Below are 24,331 nucleotides of genomic sequence, written 5' to 3' on the forward strand. Positions count from 1 at the left end.
CCTAGCGGTGCAACACGTACTGCCCGGTAAACGCCACCGCTCGCGCTTCACTGCCCTCATTCACGATCCACGCCTGCAACGCCAGCCGCGCCCGGCCATGGCGCCGGTACGTCGCCAAAAAGCGCTTCCACACCTTGTCCTCCGGGGCCTGGCAAATCGCCGTGGCGTCCTGGGTGACAGGCAATGGGTAGCTGATCTGCCCTTCCTGAATCACGATATGCCCGTCTTCAATCCCTTCCTCGCGCAATTGCAGGTGCAGCCAGCCCCAGCCCGCCAAGACCGCGCCGCAATACAGGCTGCCGCCGAACATGGTGCTCTTGTGGTTGATATTGGCTTGCAACGGTAAGTGCAGGCGCAGTTGCCGGTCCTGCCAGTCGAGCACCTTGAGGCCCATCTCCCGGGTCAGGGGGATGTCATGGTGCAGAATGGATTCCAGGTAACGGCTATCGCGGCTCATGGCAGTCTCTTGGCAGGGGAAAAGGTCAATCGTCGTCAGCGTGGGCGTTGCCGCTGTCGGCAAAGTTCAGGCCGTGCTTGCGTAACTTGTCATGCAGGGTTTTGCGCGGCACGCCCAGGGCTTCGGCCAGGCTGCGCACAGAGCTGTGGGGGCGGCCGAGTTCGGCCGCGATCAGGGCTTTTTCAAAGTGCTCGACTTGCTCGCTCAACCCCCCCGTCGACATCGGTACACCCGGCGCCGGGCCGTCCGGTGCGTTGTCCAGGGCCAGTTCCAGGCCAAGGGCGAAGCGCTCGGCGACGTTTTGCAGTTCGCGCACGTTGCCCGGCCAGTTATGGCGCAACAGCATTGCCCGTTGGCCCGGCTGCAGCTCATGCAGCGGCAGGCCGTGGCGGCTGCTGGCCTCGTCGGCGAAGTGCTGGAACAGCATCAGGGCATCTTCGCCCCGCTCGCGCAGCGGCGGAATACGCAGCGGCGCGACGTTCAGGCGGTAGTACAAGTCTGCGCGAAAGCGCCCCTGGTCGGCGGACTGGCGCAGGTCTTCCTTGGTCGCGGCGATGATGCGGATATCCAGCGGGATCTGCTGATTGCCCCCCAGGCGCTCGACCACCCGCTCTTGTAGCAGACGCAACAACTTGACCTGCACATCCAGGCTCATGCTCTCGATTTCATCGAGAAACAACGTGCCGCCGTTGGCAAATTCGAACTTGCCGATGCGCCGTTTCTGCGCACCGGTAAACGCCCCTGGCTCATGGCCGAACAGCTCACTTTCGACCACGGACTCGGCCAGGGCGCCTGCGTTGATAGCGACGAAGGGCCCGGTGCGGCGGTTCGACAGGTCGTGCAGGGCGCGCGCCACCACTTCTTTGCCGGCACCGGTTTCGCCGAGGATCAGCACGTCGGCGCGGGTCGCCGCCAGCGCGCCAATCTGCTCGCGCAGGCGCAGCATCGGCGCCGACTGGCCGACCAGGCGCGTGCTCAATTGCTGGCGGTCACTCAGGGCCAGGCGCAGGCTGCGGTTGTCCAGCACCAGCCGGCGCAGCGACAAGGCGCGGCGCACGCTGTCGAGCAGTGCGTCGCTGGCGAAGGGTTTTTCGAGGAAGTCATAGGCGCCGGCGCGCATTGCTTGCACCGCCAGTGGCACATCGCCGTGGCCGGTGATCAGCAGCACTGGCAACTCCGGGTCGAGGCTGTGGAGTTCGGTGAGCAGCTCCAGGCCGTCCATGCCGGGCATGCGGATATCGCTGACCACCACCCCTGGCCAATCCCGCGACAGGCGCGCCGTGAGGCCGGTGGCCTCGCCAAGGGGCAGGACTTTCAGCCCGGCCAGGTCCAGGGTCTGACACAGGGCCTGACGCAGGTGCGGATCATCGTCGATCAACACCACCTGAATCTGGTTTTCGATAGTCATACACTGCGGTCCTCGGACGGTTGCAGACTGACGCCGGGTGCTCCGGCGCGCAGTTTCAAGGTTATCAGTGCGCCGCCTTCCTTGTGGTTGGCGAACAGCAGTTCACCACCAAAGGCACGCATCAGGGTGTCACAAATGGCCAGGCCCAACCCCAGGCCCTGGGTGCGGGTCTTGGTGGTGTAGAAGGGCTCGCCGGCGCGGCCCAGGGCTTCCATGCAGAACCCCGGCCCGTTGTCGCGGATGTACAGGTTGACGCCCTGCTCGGTGGATTCGGCACTCAGCCACAATTTGCGTGGCGGACCCTTTTCGGTCAACGCATCCAGGGCATTGGCCAGCAGGTTGCCCAGCACCTGGCGCAGACGGGTTTCCCCAGCCTCCACCCACAGGGAGGCTTCTGGCAAGTCGCGGATCAGCTCCACTTCCATGGCCCGTCGGCGCTTGGCCAGCAATGCCAGCGCATCGTCCAGGGCCGGTTGCAGGGCCACGCTTTCCGGGGCATGCCGGTCGCGGCGGGCAAAGGCGCGCAAGTGGGCGATGATCGAGGCCATGCGCCCGGTCAGTTCGCTGATCAGCTTGAGGTTGCCCCGCGCGTCGTCGGTGCGCTGGTGGTCGAGGAGAATCTCGGCGTTTTCCGCGTAGCTGCGAATGGCCGCCAGGGGCTGGTTGAGTTCATGGCTGATACTCGCCGACATGGTGCCCAGCGCCGACAGTTTGCCGGCCTGCACCAGGTCATCCTGGGCGCGCACCAATTCCTGCTGGGCATTTTCGCGCTCCAGCACTTCCTGGCGCAGGCGACGGTTGAGGCCTTCGAGGTCGCTGGTGCGTTCGGCCACGCGCATTTCCAGCTCGCGCCGGGCCTTGGCTTCAAAGGCGATGCGTTCCAGGTAGTGGCGACGGCGCTGCATCATCAGGCCGAGCAGCAGCATCAGCACCAGTAAGGTCGCGCCGCCGACGGCAACCACCGTGCGCACAGGGCGGTCGATCAGGGTGCGCGGCGCAAGAATCTCCACCTTCCAGCCGGTTTCGGCGATTTCGGTGGATTGGCGCAGCCAGGCATTGGAGCTGAAAGTCAGGGGCTGTGGATCGCGGGTCGGGTAGGGCTGGATCGCGACGATCGCCTGGTGCTCGGCCTCGGTCAGTGGCCGGGTCGCGCGAAAACGCCATTGTGGGCGTGAGGTCAGGATCACCACGCCGTTGTGGTCGGTGACCAGCAGCTGCTCGGGGGTCTGCCCCCAGAGACTCTCGGTGTGGTCCAGGTCGACCTTGACCACCAGCACGCCAATCACATGTTCGTCTTCGCGCACCGCAGCGGCGAAGAAATACCCGCGCTTGGCCGAGGTGGTGCCCAGGCCGAAGAAACGCCCCAGGCGCCCGGCCATGGCCTCACTGAAATACGGACGGAAGGAAAAGTTGCGGCCGACGAAGCTGTCCTGTTTGTCCCAGTTCGAGGCGGCCAGGGTCTTGCCACGGGTGTCCATCAGGTACATCACTTCCACGCCCGCCTGGGCTGACACCTCCTTGAGCAACTGGTTGGCGGCGACCAGGTTGGTGCTGATGTGAGGCGCTTCCAGGGCGGTACGCAAGGCCGGCAATTCGCCGAGGATTTGCGGCAGCACTTCGTAGCGGTGCAGGGTGCCCAGCAGGTTGGCGACGTACAGGTCGAGGGTCTGGCGGTTCTGCCCGGCCAGCTCGCTGCGGTAGTAACGTTCGGCCAGATGCTCCAGCGGCCACAGCAGCGGTGCCAGGCATAACGCCAGCAACGCCAGGCTGCGCCAGCGGGGTCTTCGTGGAAGGGGTGGAGTCATGTAAGTCTGCGCCTGTGGGTACAGGCGCATTATGCCTAGTGCTGCAGTGCAAGACACTCGCGCAATGCTTCGCGCCATTGCGGTTGGCCGACGTGCCATTGTTGTTGCAGGCGGCTGCAGTCCAGGCGCGAGTTCAACGGGCGCTTGGCGGGCGTGGGGTAGTCGCTGGCGGGAATCCCTTCCAGCTCGGCGCACGCCTTGCCTTCGGCCAGCAGTTGCTCGCCAATGGCCTGGGCAAAGCCGAACCACGAGGTCTCGCCCTGGGCCGTCAAGTGATAGACGCCCCAGTCCCCGGCCTGGCCAGCCTGCCAGCGCTCGATCAGTGCCCGGGTGCTGTTGGCGATGGTCCCGGCCCAGGTCGGCGCACCGATCTGATCGGCGACGATACGCATCTGCGGTTTTTCCTGGAGCAGGCGCTGCATGGTCAGCAGGAAATTTTTGCCATGGCTCGAATACACCCAACTGGTACGCAGGATCAGGTACTGACCGCCCACCGCCGCGATGGCCTGCTCGCCCGCCAGCTTGCTCTGGCCGTAGACACCCAACGGGTTGGGCGCATCGTCCTCGGTGTAGGGCGCCGGCTTGCTGCCGTCAAACACATAGTCGGTGGAGTAGTGGATCAACGGGATGCCCAGGGCCTTGGCTTCTTCGGCGAGGATGCCGGGCGCTGTGGCATTGATCGCGAAGGCCACATCGGGCTCGTTCTCGGCCTGGTCGACAGCAGTATGGGCCGCCGCGTTGATGATCAACCCAGGGCGATGGCTGCGCACCTGTTGGCGGATCTGCTCGGGGTTGGCCAGGTCGAGCTGGTCGCGACCGAGCACGACCAGTTCACCCAGGCCCTGGAGCCGCTGTTGCAGCTCGCGGGAAACCTGGCCGTGTTGGCCGGTGATGAGGATTTTCAACGGTGTACCGCTCACATTCATTGGGTTTCCCCTGCGAGGGAGAACAGGTACTGGCCATAGCCAGTCTTGCCGAAGTATTTGGCCCGCTCCAGCAGATGGTCGCGGTCGATCCAGCCGTTTTCGTAGGCGATTTCTTCCAGGCAAGCCACTTTCAAGCCCTGGCGGTGCTCGATGGTCTGCACATAGATCGAGGCTTCCAGGAGGCTGTCATGGGTGCCGGTATCGAGCCAGGCGAAGCCACGGCCGAAGCGCTCGACATGCAGGTCGCCGCGCTTGAGGTAGGCATTGTTGACGTCGGTGATCTCCAACTCGCCGCGTGGCGAGGGCTGGACGGCCTTGGCAATCTTGACCACATCGTTGTCATAGAAGTACAGGCCGGTCACGGCATAGCTGGACTTTGGCTTGGCGGGTTTTTCTTCGATGGAAAGCGCGCGGCCTTCACCGTCGAAATCAATTACGCCGAAGCGCTCCGGGTCCTTGACCCAGTAGCCGAACACCGTGGCGCCGGATGGACGCTTGGCGGCGGCGCGCAGTTGCTCGCTGAAATGCTGGCCGTGGAAGATGTTGTCGCCCAGGATCAGGCATACGGGGTCATTGCCGATGAACGCTTCGCCGATCAGGAAGGCCTGTGCCAAACCATCGGGCGAGGGTTGCTCGGCATAGCTGATCTGCACGCCGAACTGGCTGCCGTCGCCCAACAGGTTGCGGTATTGCGGCAAGTCCACCGGCGTAGAAATCACGAGGATCTCCTTGATTCCGGCGAGCATCAGCACGGAAATCGGGTAGTAGATCATCGGTTTGTCGTACACCGGCAGCAACTGCTTGGAAACCCCCAGGGTAATGGGGTGCAGGCGCGTCCCGGAGCCACCGGCCAGTACGATTCCCTTCATCATGCAATCAGGTCCTTCGCTTCGGTGTTGCCGAGGCGTTCGCCCTGATAACTGCCGTCCTGGACCCGGCGGCACCATTCCAGGTTATCGAGGTACCACTGCACGGTCTTGCGCAGACCGCTCTCGAAGGTTTCTTCCGGGACCCAACCCAGTTCGCGCTCGATCTTGCTGGCGTCGATAGCGTAGCGCTGGTCATGGCCTGGACGGTCCTTGACGAAGGTGATCAGGTCGGTGAACTGGGCAACGCCGGCCGGACGCTGTGGCGCCAACTCTTCGAGCAGTGCACAGATGCCACGCACCACGTCGATGTTCTTTTGCTCGTTGTGCCCGCCGATGTTGTAGGTCTCGCCCACTACACCTTCGGTGACTACTTTGAGCAGTGCGCGGGCGTGGTCTTCGACAAACAGCCAGTCACGTACTTGCAGGCCATCGCCGTACACCGGCAGGGCCTTGCCTGCCAAGGCATTGAGGATCACCAGCGGGATCAGCTTCTCGGGGAAGTGGAACGGCCCGTAGTTGTTCGAGCAGTTGGTCAGCAGCACCGGCAAACCGTAGGTGCGCTGCCAGGCGCGAACCAGGTGGTCGGACGCGGCCTTGCTCGCAGAGTAAGGCGAGCTGGGCGCGTAAGGCGTGGTTTCGGTGAACAGGTCATCCACACCATGCAGGTCGCCATACACTTCGTCGGTGGAAATGTGATGGAAGCGGAAGGCGCTCTTGGCCGGCTCTGCCAACTGTTGCCAGTAGGCGCGAGTGGCTTCCAGCAGGCTGTAGGTGCCGACGATGTTGGTCTGGATAAAGTCCGACGGACCGTCGATGGAACGGTCGACATGGGACTCGGCCGCCAAGTGCATGATGGCCTGGGGCTGGAAGCGTGCCAGCACTGCGCTGACGGTGGCCTGGTCGATGATATCGGCCTGGACGAACTCATAGCGGGTGTTGGTCGCGATGCTGGTCAGCGACTCAAGATTGCCCGCGTAGGTCAGCTTGTCGAGGTTGAGAACTTCATGTTCAGTGTTTTGAATCAAATGGCGGATCAGTGCGGAACCGATAAAACCGGCACCACCGGTAACAAGAATACGCATGTCGAGAGGCCTTTTCCTTAGACGGACATTGAGCGAATGGGGCATAGCTTGCGGGCTTGCGATGGGCGGTGCAAGGGGCGGTGGTCAGATTGGCCCGGCTTGCGTGCTCAAAGAAGACCATCACAATGGGCTAGGGTTGCATCCGACCTATTAACAATGGCGATATAAGCGCCGGACAAAAAAACCAGGGGCCGTCACATGTTGCTCGATACATTGATCCACCGCGCCAGTTTGCCGTGCCCTCAAGTCGGGCCGGAGCAAGCCTTGCAGTTGCTTGAGCAACATTACGGCCTCAGTGGCACGCTGCAGTCCCTGGGCAGCCAGCAAGACCTCAATTACCGGGTCGACAGTGACCGGGGCCGCTTCGTCCTGAAAATCTGCCGTGGCGAGTATGCTGCCGTCGAGCTGCACGCCCAGCACGCCGCCCTGGCGCACCTGCAGGCACAGGCGGCGGTTCGGGTGCCCACGGTCATCAGTACCCTTGATGGCGAGCAACTGCTGAGCCTGACGGTGGCCGGGCAGGCGGTGCACCTGCGGGTGCTGGACTATATCGACGGCCAGCCGCTGACCCACCTGCCGCACCTGGGCCGTGAGCTGATCGCCGGGTTTGGCCAGCTGTGCGGGCAGATGAGCCGTGCATTGGCCGGGCTCGCCCATGAGGGCCTGGAGCGCACCCTGCAGTGGGACCCGCGCCACGCCCTGGAACTGATCCGTCATTTACTCTCGACACTCGACAACCTGCCCCAGCGTACGGCCCTGGAACAGGTCGCCGCCCAGGTCGAGCAGCGCCTGCGCCCCCTGGCCGAGCAATTGCCGTGGCAGGCGGTGCATATGGATATCACCGATGACAACGTGGTGTGGCAGCGGGATGCCGAGCGGCATTGGCAGGTGCAGGGCGTTATCGACTTCGGTGATTTGGTGCATACCTGGCGGATTGCCGACCTGTCGGTGACCTGCGCCGCTTTACTGCACCACGCTGACGGCGACCCGTTTGCGATCCTGCCGGCGATCCAGGCCTGTCACGCATTGACCCCTTTGCAACCCCAGGAATTGCAGGCGTTGTGGCCGCTGATTGTGGCCCGTGCGGCGGTTCTAGTCCTGAGCAGCGAACAGCAGCAGCGCCTGGACCCAGATAACTCTTACCTGTTGAAGAATGCCGAGCACGAGTGGGAAATTTTCCACGTTGCCACCTCGGTGCCGTTTGAATTGATGGAGGCGGCGATCCAGGCGTGCGTCGGTGCAACCCCCAAACCAGTGGCCGGCGAAGGCTTTGCCCCGCTGCTGCCGGGCCTGGTGGGGCGCGAGTTCGCGCTGATCGACCTGGGTGTACTCAGTGAACATTTCGAAGCCGGAAACTGGGAAACCCCTGGCATCGACCAACATCTATTGCAGCAGGCTGCAACGGTCCACGGCTTGGCGGCCAGTCGTTATGGCCAGTATCGCTTGTCCCGCACGCGCCCGGACTGCGCGAGCGAACCGCACACGTTCGCTCTGCACGTCGAACTGTATGTGCCCCAGGGCAGCGTCGTAGAGGCGCCGTTCGCCGGCATCCTGCGCTGCACCGCCGATGGCGTATTAAGTCTGCATAGCGCGCAACTGAATGTACGGCTACAGGGCCTGAAAAATGCCTTGCAACCCGGTGCCGCGGTGCTCAAAGGCCAGGTCCTGGGGGAGGCGTGCGGGGCATTGACCGTGCAACTGTGCCGGGTTGACCTTGATCCGCCATTGTTCTGCACGCCGTCCCGCGCTGCGGCCTGGCAGGCGTTGTGCCCATCGCCGGCGACGCTGCTGGGCCTGGCCTGTGACGCCGAGCCGGAGGTGGATCCAGAAGCCTTGCTGGCCCGGCGCGATGCCAGCTTCGCCCGCTCGCAGAAGCACTATTACGTCGACCCGCCGCGCATCGAGCGTGGCTGGCGCAATCATCTGATCGACATGCAGGGCCGCTCGTACCTGGACATGCTCAACAATGTCGCGGTACTGGGCCACGGCCATCCGCGCATGGCCCAGGTGGCGGCGCGGCAGTGGTCGCTGCTCAACACCAACTCACGCTTTCATTACGCCGCAATTGCCGAGTTTTCCGAGCGTCTGCTGGCGCTGGCGCCCGAGTCCATGGACCGCGTGTTCCTGGTCAACAGTGGCACCGAAGCCAACGACCTGGCGATCCGCCTGGCCTGGGCCTACAGCGGCGGGCGCGACATGCTCAGTGTGCTGGAGGCCTATCACGGCTGGTCGGTGGCGGCCGATGCGGTGTCCACCTCGATCGCCGACAACCCCCAGGCCCTGAGCAGCCGGCCCGACTGGGTGCACCCCGTGACCGCGCCCAATACCTATCGCGGCGAATTCCGTGGCCCGGACACTGCACCGGATTACGTGCGCAGCGTTGAGCACAACCTGGCGAAAATCGCCGCCAGCCAGCGCCAGTTGGCGGGCTTTATCTGCGAACCGGTATATGGCAATGCCGGTGGCATCTCCCTGCCACCGGGCTATTTGCAGCAGGTGTATGCCCTGGTGCGCGCCCAGGGTGGGGTGTGTATCGCCGATGAAGTGCAGGTCGGCTATGGGCGCATGGGCCATTTCTTCTGGGGCTTTGAAGAGCAGGGCGTGGTGCCGGACATCATCACCATGGCCAAGGGCATGGGTAACGGCCAGCCGTTGGGTGCGGTGATTACCCGCAGGGAAATCGCCGAAGCGCTGGAGGCCGAAGGGTACTTCTTCTCGTCCTCCGGCGGCAGCCCGGTCAGTTGCCAGATTGGTCTGGCGGTGCTGGATGTGATGGAGCAAGAAAAGCTCTGGGAAAACGCCCAGGTGGTCGGCGGGCACTTCAAGGCGCGGCTCGAGGCGCTGATCGAGCGCCATCCGCTGGTGGGGGCGGTGCATGGCTCGGGCTTTTATCTGGGGCTGGAGTTGGTGCGGGACCGGCAGACTCTGGAGCCGGCGACGCAAGAAACCGCCAAGCTGTGTGATCGCTTGCGTGAGCTGGGGATTTTTATGCAGCCGACCGGGGACTATTTGAACATCCTCAAGATCAAGCCGCCGATGGTCACGTCTAAACGCAGTGTGGATTTCTTTGTCGACATGTTGTCGAAGGTGCTGGATGAAGGGTTGTAACCCCCTTCAATAAATTGAAATGCTCCCACAGTTGATTGGGGTTTCACTTTTAAAGCCGATTGTTATCGGGAATATTTTGAGTTTTTTAGATAGTCGGATGTTTGCGTGCTTTAAAAGCCGATTTTTATCCGCTATAAAGTCGCGCAGCATTCCCCTTTCTGTCATCGGCCCTGGTTATCCTGGCCGCTGACCACCGCCCAGGAGATGATTCATGAGCCGTATCGTTACCGTCGCCGCTACCCAGATGGCTTGTTCCTGGGACCTCGAAGCCAATATCGAGACCGCTGAAAAGCTGGTCCGTGAGGCCGCCGCCAAAGGCGCGCAGATCATCCTGATCCAGGAACTGTTCGAAAGCCCGTACTTCTGCCAGAAGCCTAACCCGGACTATCTGCAACTGGCGACCTCGGTTGACGACAACGTGGCCATCAAGCACTTCCAGAAAATCGCCAAGGAACTGCAAGTGGTGCTGCCGATCAGCTTCTTCGAACTGGCTGGCCGTGCGCGTTTCAACAGCATCGCGATCATCGACGCCGACGGCTCCAACCTCGGGATTTATCGTAAAAGCCACATCCCGGATGGCCCTGGCTACCACGAAAAGTACTACTTCAACCCGGGTGATACCGGCTTCAAAGTGTGGAACACCCGCTACGCGAAGATCGGCGTGGGCATCTGCTGGGACCAGTGGTTCCCGGAATGCGCCCGCAGCATGGCGCTGCAAGGTGCAGAGATCCTGTTCTACCCGACCGCCATCGGCAGCGAGCCACACGACAAGACCATTTCGTCCCGCGACCACTGGCAGCGCGTGCAACAAGGCCATGCCGGCGCCAACCTGATGCCGCTGATCGCCAGTAACCGCATCGGCAACGAAGAGCAGGACGGCTACGACATTACCTTCTACGGCTCGTCGTTCATTGCCAACCAGTTCGGCGAAAAAGTCGAAGAGCTCAACGAAACCGCAGAAGGCATCCTGGTGCACAGCTTCGACCTCGATGAGCTGGAGCACATCCGCAGCGCGTGGGGCTCGTTCCGTGATCGCCGGCCGAACCTGTACGGCGCGCTCAAGACCCTCGACGGTTCCCTGGAGTCCTGATCGCCATGACCACTTTGCACAGCACGCCTCGCGCTGACGGCTTTTATATGCCAGCCGAGTGGGCGCCCCAGACCCAGGCCTGGATGATCTGGCCCGAGCGCCCCGACAACTGGCGCCTGGGCGGCAAGCCGGCGCAGGCGGCCCATGCGGCAGTGGCCAAGGCCATTGCGCGTTTTGAACCGGTGACGGTTGCGGTCTCCGCCGGCCAGTACGAAAACGCCCGGGCGCGCCTGGATGTGCCGAATATCCGAGTGGTGGAGATGTCCAGCGACGATGCGTGGGTACGCGACAGCGGGCCGACCTTCGTGATCAATGACCAGGGCGAAGTGCGTGGCGTGAACTGGGATTTCAACGCCTGGGGCGGGTTTGACGGTGGCTTGTATGCGCCGTGGAACCGCGATTCCCAGGTGGGCGGCAAGATCCTTGAGATCGAGCGCAGCCCGCGTTATCGCACCGAAGGTTTTGTGCTGGAGGGCGGCTCGATCCACGTTGATGGTGAAGGCACGCTGATCACCACCGAGGAATGCCTGCTTAATCGTAATCGCAACCCGCACCTGGGCCGCGAAGAGATCGAAGCGGTCCTCAGCGCCAACCTGGCTGTGGATAAGATCATCTGGCTGCCCGACGGTCTGTTCAACGACGAAACCGACGGCCATGTGGATAACTTCTGCTGCTACGTGCGCCCGGGCGAAGTATTGCTGGCCTGGACCGACGACCCGCAAGACCCGAACTATGCGCGCTGCCATGCCGCCATGGACGTGCTGCAAAACAGCACAGACGCCAAGGGCCGCGCGTTTATCGTACATAAAATGCCGATCCCGGGGCCGTTGTACGCCACTGAGGAAGAGTGCGCCGGTGTCGATCCGGTGGACGGTTCCCAGGAGCGTAATCCGACCGTGCGTTTGGCCGGTTCCTACGTCAACTTTCTGATCGTCAACGGCGGCATCATCGCGCCGAGTTTTGACGACCCGCTGGACAGTCGCGCCGAGGAAATCCTTCAGGGTCTGTTCCCGCAACATGAAGTGGTGATGGTGCCAGGTCGTGAACTGTTACTGGGGGGCGGCAATATCCACTGTCTGACCCAACAACAGCCCGCGCCGCACAAAAACTGAGTGCACTTGTAACAGGCGATTTCGCCGTACGACGGCTGATCGCCAGCCACTGCACTGGGCAATAACAGCAAGCCCACGGCCCATTGGGGCCGTGGGCTTTTTTGTGTGTGCAAGCCCGTAAATCGGGCTTATTGGCATAGCTCTTGTATCGGCGTGGTGACAGTGATCGGGGTTTGTGACTGCACAGTTCTGTCATAAACCTTGAGTAAGTTAGCCGCTCAAGCAGTAGGAGAGAGCGCTGAAATGAACGCCGATATCAACCTGGTCTATACACGCGCGCCCCATCCTTCGGTCGTGCGAGGTGACGCGATTCACACGCTGGCACTTTGGTTGAAGGCAAACGGCTCGCGCCGGATCCGGCAGGCTGATCCACGCAGGGTGATGAGTGAGCGCTACCCGCTGGGGTTGTTCAGTGAGGATGAAGTGCAGGTGCTGTGCGAATTGATCCGCAACTGACTGACACTGATCTGCAAGTGTGGGAGCGGGCTTGCCCTAATGCCAGTCAGTTAAGCGCAGATCCTCTGTGGGAGTGGGCTTGCTCGCGAAAGCAGTGGGTCAGTCAACATCAATGTTGGCTGGGCCGACGTCTTCGCGGCGATGCGGCGATCCGACAAGCCCGCTCCCCCATGAGCCGCATGTGGCTTAGAAGTTGTACGTCCCCGTTACCACCAGGCTGCGCGGCTCACCAAACTGGATCTGGTTGGCGCTGGTCGCCGACGCGTAGTACGTCTTGTCGTTGATGTTATTGAGCGCCGCCTCCACATCCCAGTCCTTGTGCCGGAACCCGGCCAGGGCGTCCCAGCGGCCATAGCCCGGCAACACCACGGTGTTGGCGTTATCGGCATAACGATCACCCACCAGGGTCAGGCCGGTTTCGGCGTACCAGCCCATTTCCGGTTTCCAGGTAACGAACAGGCTGGCGTTGCGCTTGGCCACGTCGCTGATGCGTTTGCCTTCAAAGCCATTGTTGTCTTTCACCACCTTGGCATCCTGCACGCCGATGCCGCCGCGTACATACCAGTTGCCGACGATTTTGCCGGTGGTGGTCAGCTCGATACCACGGGAACGCTGGATTCCGCTGAGCAGGGTGATCAGTGGCTTCTCCGGGTCGCGGGTGCGGCGGTTGTAGAGCTCCAGTTCATACACGGCGAGGGTGGTGCTCAAGCGGTCGTCGAGCCAGTCGCTCTTGACCCCGATTTCCTTTTGCTTGGTCAGCTCGGGGCTCAGGTCATTGGTATTGTCCGTCGCATTCGGGGTGATGCCGATCAGGCCGCCCCCGGTGGGGGAAAACGTCTTGCTCCATGACGCGTAGAACGAATGGTTCTCCACCGGCGTCCACACCACGCCCAGCCGGGGGCTGGTGTTGTGGCTGTCGACCTTTTTGCGCAGGTTGATGATTTTATTGGTGGTGTCCACTTCAAAACGGTCGTAGCGCAAACCTGCGAGCAACTGCCACTGATCGTTCAGGCGCAGTTGGTCCTGCACATACAGGCCTTGGCTTTCGACCTCGGTGTGGTTGTTGCTCGAGATCGTCATCGGCCCGGTATGGCTCAGGTGGCGGTTGGGGTGGTTCAGATCCAGCGCCGGGACGCCCTGGCCACTGTACAACTTCGGATCACGGCGCTGGCTGCCCAGCTCCACGCCGGTCAGCAGGCGGTGTTCCAGGCCAAAGGTATTGAAGCCACCTTCGAGTTCGACGTTATTGAATACGTTGCGCGTCGTCAGGTCTTGCTGCCAGCGCTGGCGCCCGACCATGTTGGTCACGGGGTTGTAGCCGGTCAGGTAGGTGTTGTCGAAGTCACTGTCGAGCTTGAACACGCCCAGGGTGTGGCGCAGTTGCCAGCTGTCGTTGAGTTCATAGGCGAGCTTGGAGCGCAGGGATTGGGTGGTGTCGTCGATATAGTCCCGTGGGTCGCCGTAGGTGGTGTCGCGGCTCACATCGGCCGGGCGCCCGCGCACGCCGGGGATGCCACGGTCCGGGGTGCGGTCGTAGCGGCTGTATTCGTATTGCACCAGCCAGTTCAGTTGCGGGGTCAGTTGCCAGCTTATCGACGGCGCGAACAGTTTGCGGTTGCCGCTGATGCCGTCGCGGAAGCTGTCGGTGTCCTCGTTGCCCATGTTCAGGCGCAGGCTGATGTTCTCGGTCGGGTCAGCGCTCAAGTCGGTGTACAGACTGCGCAGCCCGTTCGTGCCGCCCTGGGCCTCGAGGCTGGAAGCACGCCCGGCCTGGGGCAATTTGCTGACGCGGTTGACGATCCCGCCCTGGCCACCACGGCCGTACAACACGGCGGCGGGGCCCTTTAGCACGTCGATGCGTTCGATGTTGTGCAGGTCGCGCACGTACTGGCTGTCGTCGCGAATGCCATCGAGGTAGAAGTCGTTGCTGGCTTCGAAGCCACGGATGCGCAAACTGTCGAAGCGCGTGTCGGCGCCGCTGCTGACGTTGGGGATGCCACTCAGGGCCTGGCCCAGGTCGTTGGTGCCGTAGGCGCGCAGGTTCTCGGTCTTTACCGAGTCGATCGCCTGGGGCACGTAGCGCACCGGCGTGCTTGTGCGCGTGGCGGTGTTGGTGTCTTTGACGCGCGGGTCGTCCTCGTCAGCTTCGGCGCTGATGGAGGTGGCGGGCAGTGTGGTCGCGGCGCAGGCAAATCCGGCGCACAGCAGTGCGGAAAGCCCAAGGGTTATGGGCGTCAGGCGAGAGGCAGGCATCGAGGGGCGCATCCGTAAGAAGGAGGAAGAAAACGCGCGAATGATAATGCTTGCTATTTGCGCGCGTTAATCATTCCTCGACCTTCCGCGAAAACAAATGTTTCAAGATGTGTTTTTTATGGAATTTTACGCCGCAGGGGAAAATGCGTTACCCACCAGCGGCTTATTCAGGCGATGAATTGGCCGAGCGTATATATCGCGTAAATAATGGCTAAATAATATCGCTTAGACTTTTTTTGCCTAAATACAGACGATTCACGAAATTGACATGCGGCTGAGGGCGCGGATAGGATTCGCCTCAACGCCTGTGGCTAACCGCCATGACTTCCCTATAAAAAAAGGCCCGCGGCATATTCGGTCGTCCGCGGGCCTTTTTTTATCCGGGGAAAATTGATACCAAAAAAGCCAAATGGAGCCAGGTGTCACAGCGCGTACTCAACCAGTAATAAGGAATAAGAAAATGTTGAATAAACGGATGGGTCTGATTGCTCTGGGGATTTTGAGCGCTACTCAGGCAATGGCAAACGACCAGGAGCAATCCAAGGGCTTCGTGGAAGACAGCCACCTGAACATCGCGGCGCGTAATGCGTATATCAGCCGCGATTACAAAGACGGCGGTAAAGATAAAGCTGAATGGGGCCAAGGCTTTATCGGTAAGTTTGAGTCCGGCTTCACCCAAGGCACCGTCGGTGTGGGTGTGGACGTGATCGGCCAATACGCCATCCGTCTGGACGGTGGTAAAGGTCGCAGCGGCGCTGGTGGCATCAACTTCTTCAAGCAAGGCGACAGCGGCGCAGCACCACACGACCTGGCCAAGGGCGGCGCAGCCGTCAAGGCACGCATCTCCAGCACCGTACTGAAGTACGGTGACCAGATGCCAGCCGTGCCGGTCCTGCAGTACGACAACTCCCGTCTGTTGTCGGAAACCTACACCGGTACCTCGATCGTTTCCAAAGAGATCAAGGGTCTGGAGCTGCAAGGCGGTTACTTCACCAAGGAAGCCCAAAAAGGCGCCGAAGGCACCGACAGCGGCAACCTGAAAAACATCGCTTACCTGGGCGGTAGCTACAAATTCACCGAAAGCCTGTCGGCCGCGCTGTACGCATCCGACATGGAAGACGTGCTGAAGAAGCAATACGTCAATGTCAACTACGTGCTGGCCCTGCCGCAAGAGCAGTCCCTGACGTTTGACTTCAACGGCTACAAGACCAAGCTGGACAAGAGCTTCGCCCAGCTGACTCAAGGTGATGCCGACGCTCGCGACAATAAAATCTGGAGTTTGGGCGCCACTTGGGCCTTCGGTCCGCACAGCCTGACCCTGGCACACCAGCGCAGCACCGGTGACACCGGCTACATGTACGGCGGCTACCGTAACAACACCAAGGGTAGTGGTATCGGCGACGGTGGTAACACCATCCTGCTGGCCAACTCCTTCTGGTCTGACTTCAACGGTAAAGACGAGCGCTCCTGGCAGGTCGGCTACGGCATTGACTTCAGCACCTTTGGCGTACCGGGCCTGAGCTACAACATCGCTTACGTGCGCGGCACCAACATCGACGACGGTAGCAACCGTGGCGATGGCACCGAGCGTGAAATCTTCAACCAGTTCAAGTACGTGGTACAGAGCGGCCCGGCTAAAGACCTGAGCCTGCGTGCCCGTGCCTCCTGGTTGCGTGTTTCGACCAACGCCAACAACTACAACGTTGGTGGTAACGAAATCCGTCTGTTCGCCGACTACCCGATCAACGTGTTCTAAGATCGTGCGTCGTGCCTGATACCAGGCAATAAAAAACCCCGACGTGTCGGGGTTTTTTTATGGCTGCCTGAAACCCTACGCCTTGACCTGCGCCAACTTCTGGCAGTTGGCCTTGCGTGTCGGGTACTGCCCGCATTTGCGCAGTACGCTTTGCACCTGTTGGGTGTTCTGCAGTTGCTGATTGGCCAGCAGCTTCTCGGTGATAAACAACTCTTCCGAACCCAGGTGGCGCTCGGCTGTGTCGATCATGGCCAGCGCGGCCTTGCCATCGCCGCGCTTGAGGTAGTAGCTGATCATCAAGTCATAGGTCGAAGGCCCGGCCAGGGACCAGTCCCTGATCGCCTGCAATTGCTGGAGCGCCTCGGCGTTTTTGCCCTGGGCCAGGCGCACGGCGTAGGCGGTGCGGCGGATGTTCGGCTGGTCCTTGACCGGCGAGCTCAAGGCGCGCCGGATAAACGCATCGGCCTCGGGCACCTTGTTTTTTGCCAGGGCGGCGGTGGCGGCGTAGGCGTCCTTGTAACCCTGCATGGCCTTGGCCACAGGGGCGGCGTCACGCACCTTCGGCCAGTTCGTGGTGTTGACCCGGGCGCGGCGCTCCTTGCGGTACTCGCGTTGCAGGTACTGGCGCAGCTCGGTGTCACGGTCGATGGCGGACATGTGGGAGCGGTTGAAGTAATCGGTGGTAGCGGTGATGGTATTGGTCAGGCCGTCCTTGACCAGCACGTCCAGCTCCTTGGTAAAGCGGTCGAGGTTGAACTGCTGCAATGAGTCTTGCATCGCGTCCTTGCGGGCGGTGAGAAAGCCCGTCAGCAATGGTTTCTGCTTGCCCTGGAAATCATTCAGGCGCTCCAGGCTGTGGGTGGCCGCACGGGGCGCGTAGCCGGCCCGGATCATCAGGTCGGTGCCGAGCAGATCGGCCTGGTCTTCCTGGCTGCGGCCCCACGCAGTGCTCCACACGTTGTCGGAAAAACTGTTGGCCAGCGAGGTATACAGCACAGTATTGCCGATGGTTTTTTGCGTGCCGGCCGGGTCTTTGCTGAACAGTTTCATGGTGCCCGAACTGCGGTCCACCCCGGTGTTGGCCGCCACGGTTGCCAGGGCCACTGTGGACGCCACGGTGGTGAACATATCCTTCTGCTGCTGGAAGGCAGCGGCGCGGTCATGGTGATGCAACAGCACATGGCTCATTTCATGGCCGAGCATGGCGGCGATTTCATCTTCGCTGCCGACGTTCTCCAGCATGCCCAGGGGCACGAAGATATTGCCGTACGGGTCCGCCGACGGCCCGAAGGTGTAGCTGTCGGTGATCTTCACCTGCAACAGCGGCAACTGCCCCGGCCAGCCCTTGGCCAGGCGCGTGACGATGCCCTGCAAGTACACCTGCAGCATCGGGATATCCACCAGGTTCTGCTGGCGTGCCTCGGCGGCAGGTACGGTGCGCCCGTCGTAGCTCAAGCGCTGCTGGCCCGCGCGCTGCGGGTCGAGCTTGTAGTACTGGCGCACGTCGGCGTTATCCACATAGTGGCCTTCGACGCGCGACTGCGTCGATGGCCCCACCAGGTTCATAAACGCCTGGTCTGCCCCCTTCAAGGTGGCGCAGCCGCTGAGCAATGCACTGGCCAGCAATAGATATCCCTTCACCGCGATACTCCCTTATTGATTGCAGCCGGCACCGTAGCCGAGGGTGGACTTGTTGTTACTGTCCTTGGCCAGGCTTTGGGGCATGAGCTGGCACGGCAGTTCGGTGACGTGGAAGGGCGGCTCGATGCGCAGGTCCCCGGTATCCAGCCAGACTTTCTGCCCAGCCAGTTCCACCTGGACCAGTTCCAGTTCCTTGTTGAGTTTCAACACCTGAACGGGTTGCTTGGGGGTGTCTTTGCGGGCGATTTCCCGCTGCAGCTTGCCCTGCTCGTCCACCACCTCCACCGGGTCGGCCAGGAACTCCTTGATGACGTGGGTTTCGGCCAGTACACCCTGGCTGTAGAGCGCGGCGAGTAACACGATGAGGATTCTGTTCATCCTTGGTTTCCTTGAGTGAGACGACATGGCGGCACCCTCAGCGGCCACGGTCGAAGAAAGCTTCGATCCGCTCGCTGAACAGCGCCAATGACAGCAAAACAATACCCAGCACGTTGACCAGGGTGATGTGGTTCAGATACAGCACCCCGCACACAGCCAGCAGCACCAGCATCACCAGCCCCCACGACGGGTAGGGCGAGGTGAAGAAGCGGGTTTCTTGATCCCGCCAGCGAGTCCAGGTTTGCAAACCGGCCAGGCGCCGGGCATGCAGGGCCTTGAGCACGATAATCAGCGCCAGCAGCCCAAGCTCCAGGACGTCTACCCAGTGCAGGTTCAACCTCGGGAAATTGGCCGGCTCGCGGTCGTAATCCATGCCCTTGTTGATCAGGTTGTCCAAAGCCATGGCATGCAGGTACACCCCGGGGATCAGGCCATGCACGGGCGACTGCACCAGGTCGCCGGTGGATGTGATACTGGCCCCGACCATCACCAGCCGGTCGCGCAGCAACCCGGCCACCAACGCCTGGTCTTCCGGCGAGCTGACCTCCAGGTCGCTGGCCGACAGGGTCAGGCTATACGGGCAGCGGGCCTGGGCGGAGTCGTCGAGTTTCCAGAACACCGCCTGGAACAATTGCGCCACCCCATCCAGCACAAAGTTGCGCGGTGGTGCGCAGTGCCGGATATCCGCGATCTGCGCCTGCTGCGGCGCCAGCTTCAAGCCCCACTGCACGGCGATCGGTTGTAGCTGTGCAGCGGCTTCAGCATCCCGCGGCAGTTGGTCGGCACACGGCTGGCCCTTGCAGAACTGGCGGTACAGCGCCAGGGCCGGGGTTTCCATTACCCCCAGCGCGGTCGGCATCGCCAAGGGGTACTTGTCGTCCACACCGTCCCAGACCACCAGCCCTGGCTGGCTGAACGCGGCAAATTGCTCAAGGGTATTGGCCTGCCCATTCTCGCCCCGTGTCACCCCGGTGTTGGCCAGCAGCAACGGAATGCCCCGGCGCTGATAGCGCTCGAACACATTCGCCAACAACTGGCTGCCCCGCGTCGGGTCGCCCAGGGAGTGATCGTGGCTGTACAGCAAATCCACAAACACCGCCTTGGGCTTGTAGGCCAGCAAGCGCTTGAACAACTTGCTCTGCTCGCTATACGGCATCGGCCATGAGGTGTTGTTGCGCATCAGGTAGGCGTCGTCGATCAACACCACGGTGATATGTTGCTGGCCGGTGCTCGGGTAATTGCTGGAGAACATCCGGTTGAGCCACTGGGCGGATGCCTTGTCACTGGAACTGGCCAGGCCGAAAGGGTCGAGCACCGCCAGCAACACGATAAAAAACGCGAGCAAATAGCGACGACGATTAAAAAGCGGCGGGTTCTTCGACATCCATGTCTCGATAAAAAACGGCGGGTGCTGTTGGGGGCAGGGTTCCCGCAGCGAATGCATGGGTTTTAAAGGACGGGGAGGGGGGTGTCAATTAGAAATATGGCTAAATGCCATCTCGCGCGCATCGCCCTTGGCATCAAGCGGCAGATGACGTCCTCGCTGGGCGCGATTTCACCAGCCCTACTGCCAAGGCCGACAAAATCAGCGCAATCGAGATTCCCTCGTTGAGATCGACCTGATGCCCCAGCAACAGCATGGAGCCGGTGACGCCAAACACCGGGATCAGCAACGACAACGGCGCCACTTTGGAGACCGGGTACTCGCGCAGCAGCAGGTTCCAGCCCCAGTAACAAAAGTGCGTGGCCGCGTACACCTGGAACAACAGCGAGAACACCGTCAACCACTCCATATGGGTGACCAGCGCAGTGAACGGCGCCGATCCATGGGCCAGCCACGTCAGCAGTAACAACGGCAGCGGCGGGAACAGACTGGCCCACACCACAAAGGCAAACATCTCGCGCACTTTTGATTGCTTGATGATGACGTTGCCCACACTCCAACTGAACGCACTTACCAGCAACAGGCCATAACCCAGGGTTGTCGCCTCGCCCGGACTGCTGGCGATAATACCGACCAGTCCTACAGCCGCCAGCCCCACCCCGAGGATCTGGCCGACGCTCAGTTGCTCGCGAAACAACAACACCCCCCAACCCAGGGTAAAAAACGCACTGAACTGGATCAACAAGGCTGCCGTGCCTGGCGGTACACCCCATTCAATCCCCAGGTTGATCAAGGCCCACATTGCCACCCCGAAAATCAGCCCGTAGGCCACCAACCACTTCATGGCAATGGCCGGGCGCCGCACAAAAAATACCCACGGCAACGCCGCCAACGTAAAGCGCAGTGCAGTCAACAACAGCGGATCAACCCCCGCCAGCCCCAACTTGGTAATCGGAAAATTCAGCCCCCAGACAGCCGTCACCAACACGGCCAGGGCCAGATGCTTCTTTTGCATGGTGTTCTGATTCCACAAAGCAGCGCCGGCACCTGTGTGCGCCAGCCAAGGCGCAACTATGCGCAATAGGCGCGATGGCTCGCTTGCACTATCAGGTCATAAATCATTAAATTCGGGCCATGCGCCAAACTGACATCGACCCCTACGAAAACACCCCCCGCGACGCCGTAGTCACCGCCAACGACTATGCCGATGGCCAGCACTTTGCGGTGCATACCCATCGCCGCGGGCAATTCGCCTACGCCGCCTGCGGCGTGATCACCGTCTTCACCCAACAGGGCAACTGGGTGGTGCCACCCCACCGCGCCATCTGGGTCCCGGCGGGCGTGCCCCACGAAATGAGCATGAGCGGCCCGGTGACCATGCTCAACACCTACATCCGCCCCCACGCTGCAACCCGCCTGAACCTGCCCGCGCAGTGCCAGGTATTCGGCATATCGACGCTGCTGCGCGAGCTGCTGACCCGCGCCATCGACATACCGGCGCTGTACGAAAAGGACCATCTGCATGGCCGCCTGATGACCCTGCTGCTCGACGAAATAGCCGACATGCGCCCCCTGTCACTCAACGCCCCACTCCCCAACGACCCCCGGCTGGCCAACATCTGCCGTCACCTGCTGGAACAGCCATCACTGGAAACCAGCATCGACGACATGACCCAACGCCTCGGCATGAGCCGCCGCACCTTCACCCGCTTGTTTCGCCAGCAGACGGGCATCAGCTTTGTGGAATGGCGCCAGCAAGCCTGCCTGTTGGCGGCGGTGGCCAGGTTGGGGAATGGGGAGTCGGTGACGCGGGTGGCGATTGATTTGGGGTATAGCAGCTCGAGTGCGTTTACGAGTGTTTTCAGGCGGGTGTTGGGGGAGGTGCCTAGTCGGTATTTTGCGAAGGATTCGGTTGCTTGGGCTCAGGCCTAATGAGCATTTAGGCGCCCGACGCACAGCATCGGGCGTGAACGGCTTACTGCGGCTCAGGCCCCTCGGGCTGCATGGCCAGGAGCACATCGTCGAGGATCGCTTTACCCATCTCGCCCAGGTAGTGCGAAGAAAACGCATACTTTTCCCCGTCTACATCCATGGCGGCATCGAGCGAGAGAACATTGGCGTAGTAGAGCAGGTGGGAGGCGTGTTCAAGGGCTTCCTGGAAGGGAATGCCGGCATTGACGCGGAAGACCTTCATATCGTGTTTGCTTTCGCCACAGTCTGCGAAGGTTACGGCACCGAGGGTGGTTGCTGGGGGTGAGGTGTTCATTGCTGGCCTCCGGAATACGGAAGGCCATAAGCGGGGAGTGCAGTGTGTCTTGAGGTCTTTTCGTACGGCATAAGCTTGCTCCTTTGGTACAACCAAAAAGAGCTGCCAGTCACGATTCCAAGCGTGAGGGTGGCAGCTGTACGCAGGTTGGAATCCGAGAAGAAGCGACTCGGCAGGCACGGGGCCTCCCACGTACAGCCGCCAAAAAAGCACAAAAAACAGGCACAAAAAAAGCGCCCGCTGATTGCTTGACGACGCTGTAGCGTCTTCTTACTCGGGATTCCACGCCCGGTCACTGATGAGCAGCGACGTTGGGGAGGTTAGCGCGCCGGCGTATGGGGTGCAACTTGCAGGGTGTGGGATTTTTCTGGTGGAGCAGTTCTCCTGAATATCGGCGGGACACACGCACGGACCGACACCACCTCCGGAAAATGCAGTTTATTTCACAAATAGTGCCGAGAGGTTGATGGCACGGTATCGAGCCCTGGCCCCAGTTACTTTATAGTTTGATTGAAGTGAGTTGTATTGGTTTTTAAACCTAATACTTGTGCGTGTGCGTGCATGCGAGGTGCGACCTCACGGTGAAACCACTCAATATTACCTCCCTCTAAATCAGGGTGTTTTCCCCAGGCCAAGTAGTTATATTCTTCTACCTGTTGATAAAGTTCTCTGCCAGCATATTTACATAAAATATCGTAGTAATCCCGAGCGTATCTATATGCAGCAATGGCCTCTTTGGTGCTGTCACCTAAGGTAGCATGTAGCCTTGCCTCGTTTGACTCTAGACTGACCGGGATGAGTTTTACTTTCTCTGATAACGTTTCGTATATCTCAGAGAGACCAAGCGTAACACTAAGGTAGAGTAGATTCGGGCATGCGTTGATTAAATAGCTACCGATAACTTGCCTTTCATCTCGCTTTCCTCTTATTGCTGTATCCATATGCTTTTCAAATGTCATAAATGAAATTTCAATCCTGACAAAGAAGTCGTTTTCGACTTCTGGTGTTCCTTCCTCAGGCCTCCCTTTAAAACAATTGTCGTATAATCGAGGGTTAACTTCGAAGTTTGCTACGAGGCAATCTAGATATATGGCCTTTTTGTATCTCTCAAAATAAGAAAAGAATTCAGTTCTATGCAAGTAATACGATTCCAAATTGCTTTTTCTCATTGCAATAGATATTTGCTCTGCGGTTTGTTGCGTTGAGTGAAAGCTCGCCACAGTAACCGCTAGTGGTACTGCTATGGATAACATCGCTAATGGAAATTTACTGATACCAATAAAAACGTTTAGTCCTGTGCTGGATAGATCAGGAACATAGTCTTTCCAGATAATTGTTCCGAACATCAGAAAGTAGCATGTGGGTATTGAGATGCTTAACCAGAAGATCTTCTGCTCTAGCAACCCTGCCTGGGAATTTAGTTTTAGGGTTGATTGACACTTACTCAAAAAGCTTTCGCCAGGCTCTAGAAATATCATAATTAAAAGCGGTACTGCTGCGGGAGATATTATTGCTAAAAAAAACCAAAACAAATCCATTTTGCACCTGATGTGTTTTTGATGTCTGTTTTATTGATTTAGGAGAGCTCTTGTATGGTATTTTCAATATCTACAAAAAGACTTTCATGTAATGAAATAAGCTCACTCGTTAAAAGTTTCATCGCGTTGGCATACTCACCCATTCCGATTTTTTTTGCCTCCCAGTGGACATAGCTGTCATAGTATTTTTGATGTTCTTCTATGCTTTTTTCAGTAAGGCTGATATTGCTGTTTAAAACAGCATCGAGTTTGACGCGCCCGGCTAGTGCTACCACTTCTGAATTTTCATTATTGTGCTTTATCATCGCAATTAAACCTTTCACTCGCATGTATGCACGCACTATTTTTTCAGATGTTTCCGGATCAATATTAGCTAGGCACGAAGGAGAAGAGTCAAAGATAGGGAATGGATTGTCCCCAATTGCAAAATCACATATGTAGGGTTCCCCATCAGGCAACGCCATTAACTCCGGCGAGTACTCCTGATTGAATATCGTCCACGCGGAAAGCAATTCTACTTTAATGAGTTTTAGCGAGTTTCTTGTATTCTCTATCAGTTCTTTCTTGCTTTTGTCCTCATTGAATTTATGCGCCTTTTTAGTGGCATTGCTTGTAAACCAACCACCTAATAAAGCAGATACAAAAGCAACCACCGCTTGGTTAGAAAATATCTCATCCAGAAGGTTTTTTACTTCTAGCAGGATGTCGACAGCTTGCATGACTGGCCCTCACTGGCATTTCTTCCGCCATCGACGGAGCGCGGCGGATCCTCTAATCAGGTGACAGTATGCTGCCTTCTAGT

Annotated in this window: 20 protein-coding genes; 6 read left to right on the plus strand and 14 right to left on the minus strand. The window is 59.9% G+C overall.

Annotation, left to right across the window (positions count from 1 at the left end; all coding sequences use genetic code 11):
• Window position 1: 1 nt before the first annotated feature.
• Genes PSFL_RS17135 through rfbB form a run of 6 tightly spaced genes read right to left on the minus strand, consistent with a single transcriptional unit; the run spans window position 2 to window position 6,547 of the window.
• Window positions 2-457 (minus strand): thioesterase domain-containing protein, encoded by a 456-nt coding sequence (locus tag PSFL_RS17135; RefSeq protein WP_057958008.1) that lies wholly within the window; start codon window positions 455-457, stop codon window positions 2-4.
• 25 nt (window positions 458-482) lie between these two features.
• Window positions 483-1,865: a sigma-54 dependent transcriptional regulator gene (locus tag PSFL_RS17140; RefSeq protein WP_057958009.1), complete on the minus strand. Its 1,383-nt coding sequence runs from the start codon at window positions 1,863-1,865 to the stop codon at window positions 483-485.
• Window positions 1,862-3,670: an ATP-binding protein gene (locus tag PSFL_RS17145; protein WP_057437680.1), complete on the minus strand. Its 1,809-nt coding sequence runs from the start codon at window positions 3,668-3,670 to the stop codon at window positions 1,862-1,864. The genes PSFL_RS17140 and PSFL_RS17145 overlap by 4 nt, the downstream gene beginning before the upstream one ends.
• A 35-nt stretch (window positions 3,671-3,705) precedes the next feature.
• Window positions 3,706-4,596, minus strand: coding sequence for a dTDP-4-dehydrorhamnose reductase (gene rfbD, locus PSFL_RS17150; protein ID WP_057444603.1), 891 nt, complete (start codon window positions 4,594-4,596; stop codon window positions 3,706-3,708).
• On the minus strand, window positions 4,593-5,468 hold the full coding sequence (gene rfbA / locus PSFL_RS17155) for a glucose-1-phosphate thymidylyltransferase RfbA (protein WP_057437086.1): 876 nt from the start codon (window positions 5,466-5,468) through the stop codon (window positions 4,593-4,595). The genes rfbD and rfbA overlap by 4 nt, the downstream gene beginning before the upstream one ends.
• Complete coding sequence (gene rfbB, locus PSFL_RS17160) at window positions 5,465-6,547, minus strand: dTDP-glucose 4,6-dehydratase (RefSeq protein ID WP_057437087.1); 1,083 nt, start codon at window positions 6,545-6,547, stop codon at window positions 5,465-5,467. Before rfbB ends, rfbA begins: the two co-directional genes overlap by 4 nt.
• Before the next feature lie 198 nt (window positions 6,548-6,745).
• Here rfbB and PSFL_RS17165 point away from each other — a divergent pair, with 198 nt between their 5' ends.
• The 4 genes from PSFL_RS17165 (at window position 6,746) to PSFL_RS17180 (ending at window position 12,313) form a co-directional block, all read left to right on the plus strand.
• Complete coding sequence (locus PSFL_RS17165; RefSeq protein ID WP_397470310.1) at window positions 6,746-9,655, plus strand: aminotransferase; 2,910 nt, start codon at window positions 6,746-6,748, stop codon at window positions 9,653-9,655.
• Between the two features lie 211 nt (window positions 9,656-9,866).
• A complete protein-coding gene (gene aguB / locus PSFL_RS17170) occupies window positions 9,867-10,745 on the plus strand; it encodes an N-carbamoylputrescine amidase (RefSeq protein ID WP_057437091.1) in 879 nt (292 codons plus the stop codon).
• 5 nt (window positions 10,746-10,750) lie between these two features.
• Window positions 10,751-11,857, plus strand: coding sequence for an agmatine deiminase (aguA, locus tag PSFL_RS17175; RefSeq protein WP_057437092.1), 1,107 nt, complete (start codon window positions 10,751-10,753; stop codon window positions 11,855-11,857).
• A gap of 243 nt (window positions 11,858-12,100) precedes the next feature.
• On the plus strand, window positions 12,101-12,313 hold the full coding sequence (locus PSFL_RS17180) for a hypothetical protein (RefSeq protein ID WP_057437095.1): 213 nt from the start codon (window positions 12,101-12,103) through the stop codon (window positions 12,311-12,313).
• Between the two features lie 186 nt (window positions 12,314-12,499).
• Here the strand turns inward: PSFL_RS17180 and PSFL_RS17185 are convergent, their stop codons facing one another.
• Entirely contained in the window at window positions 12,500-14,566 is a 2,067-nt protein-coding gene (locus PSFL_RS17185; protein ID WP_397470311.1) for a TonB-dependent receptor, read from the minus strand.
• 460 nt (window positions 14,567-15,026) lie between these two features.
• Here PSFL_RS17185 and PSFL_RS17190 point away from each other — a divergent pair, with 460 nt between their 5' ends.
• Entirely contained in the window at window positions 15,027-16,322 is a 1,296-nt protein-coding gene (locus PSFL_RS17190; RefSeq protein WP_397470312.1) for an OprD family porin, read from the plus strand.
• A gap of 75 nt (window positions 16,323-16,397) precedes the next feature.
• Here the strand turns inward: PSFL_RS17190 and PSFL_RS17195 are convergent, their stop codons facing one another.
• The 4 genes from PSFL_RS17195 to PSFL_RS17210 all read right to left on the minus strand — a co-directional run bounded on the left by PSFL_RS17195 (window position 16,398) and on the right by PSFL_RS17210 (window position 20,740).
• Window positions 16,398-17,963 (minus strand): M48 family metallopeptidase, encoded by a 1,566-nt coding sequence (locus tag PSFL_RS17195; RefSeq protein ID WP_397470313.1) that lies wholly within the window; start codon window positions 17,961-17,963, stop codon window positions 16,398-16,400.
• A gap of 12 nt (window positions 17,964-17,975) precedes the next feature.
• Window positions 17,976-18,341 carry a hypothetical protein gene (locus tag PSFL_RS17200; RefSeq protein ID WP_057437096.1) on the minus strand — a complete coding sequence of 122 codons (366 nt, stop codon included), beginning with the start codon at window positions 18,339-18,341 and terminating at the stop codon, window positions 17,976-17,978.
• A 37-nt stretch (window positions 18,342-18,378) separates the two neighbouring features.
• Entirely contained in the window at window positions 18,379-19,725 is a 1,347-nt protein-coding gene (locus tag PSFL_RS17205; RefSeq protein ID WP_397470314.1) for a CHASE2 domain-containing protein, read from the minus strand.
• 136 nt (window positions 19,726-19,861) lie between these two features.
• Window positions 19,862-20,740: an EamA family transporter gene (locus PSFL_RS17210; RefSeq protein WP_057958020.1), complete on the minus strand. Its 879-nt coding sequence runs from the start codon at window positions 20,738-20,740 to the stop codon at window positions 19,862-19,864.
• Between the two features lie 119 nt (window positions 20,741-20,859).
• Here PSFL_RS17210 and PSFL_RS17215 point away from each other — a divergent pair, with 119 nt between their 5' ends.
• Window positions 20,860-21,657, plus strand: coding sequence for an AraC family transcriptional regulator (locus tag PSFL_RS17215; RefSeq protein ID WP_397470315.1), 798 nt, complete (start codon window positions 20,860-20,862; stop codon window positions 21,655-21,657).
• Window positions 21,658-21,700: 43 nt separating this feature from the next.
• On the opposite strand, the gene PSFL_RS17220 is transcribed toward PSFL_RS17215, so the two are convergent.
• The 3 genes from PSFL_RS17220 to PSFL_RS17230 form a co-directional block, all read right to left on the minus strand.
• Window positions 21,701-21,991, minus strand: coding sequence for a DUF3077 domain-containing protein (locus PSFL_RS17220; RefSeq protein WP_057437100.1), 291 nt, complete (start codon window positions 21,989-21,991; stop codon window positions 21,701-21,703).
• Between the two features lie 494 nt (window positions 21,992-22,485).
• On the minus strand, window positions 22,486-23,529 hold the full coding sequence (locus PSFL_RS17225) for a hypothetical protein (RefSeq protein WP_397470316.1): 1,044 nt from the start codon (window positions 23,527-23,529) through the stop codon (window positions 22,486-22,488).
• A gap of 38 nt (window positions 23,530-23,567) precedes the next feature.
• Complete coding sequence (locus tag PSFL_RS17230) at window positions 23,568-24,248, minus strand: hypothetical protein (RefSeq protein ID WP_397470317.1); 681 nt, start codon at window positions 24,246-24,248, stop codon at window positions 23,568-23,570.
• Window positions 24,249-24,331: the final 83 nt, after the last annotated feature.

Origin of the sequence: Pseudomonas sp. DD1 (assembly GCF_044510355.1) — a bacterium.
Classification (GTDB): Bacteria; Pseudomonadota; Gammaproteobacteria; order Pseudomonadales; family Pseudomonadaceae; genus Aquipseudomonas; species Aquipseudomonas shahriarae.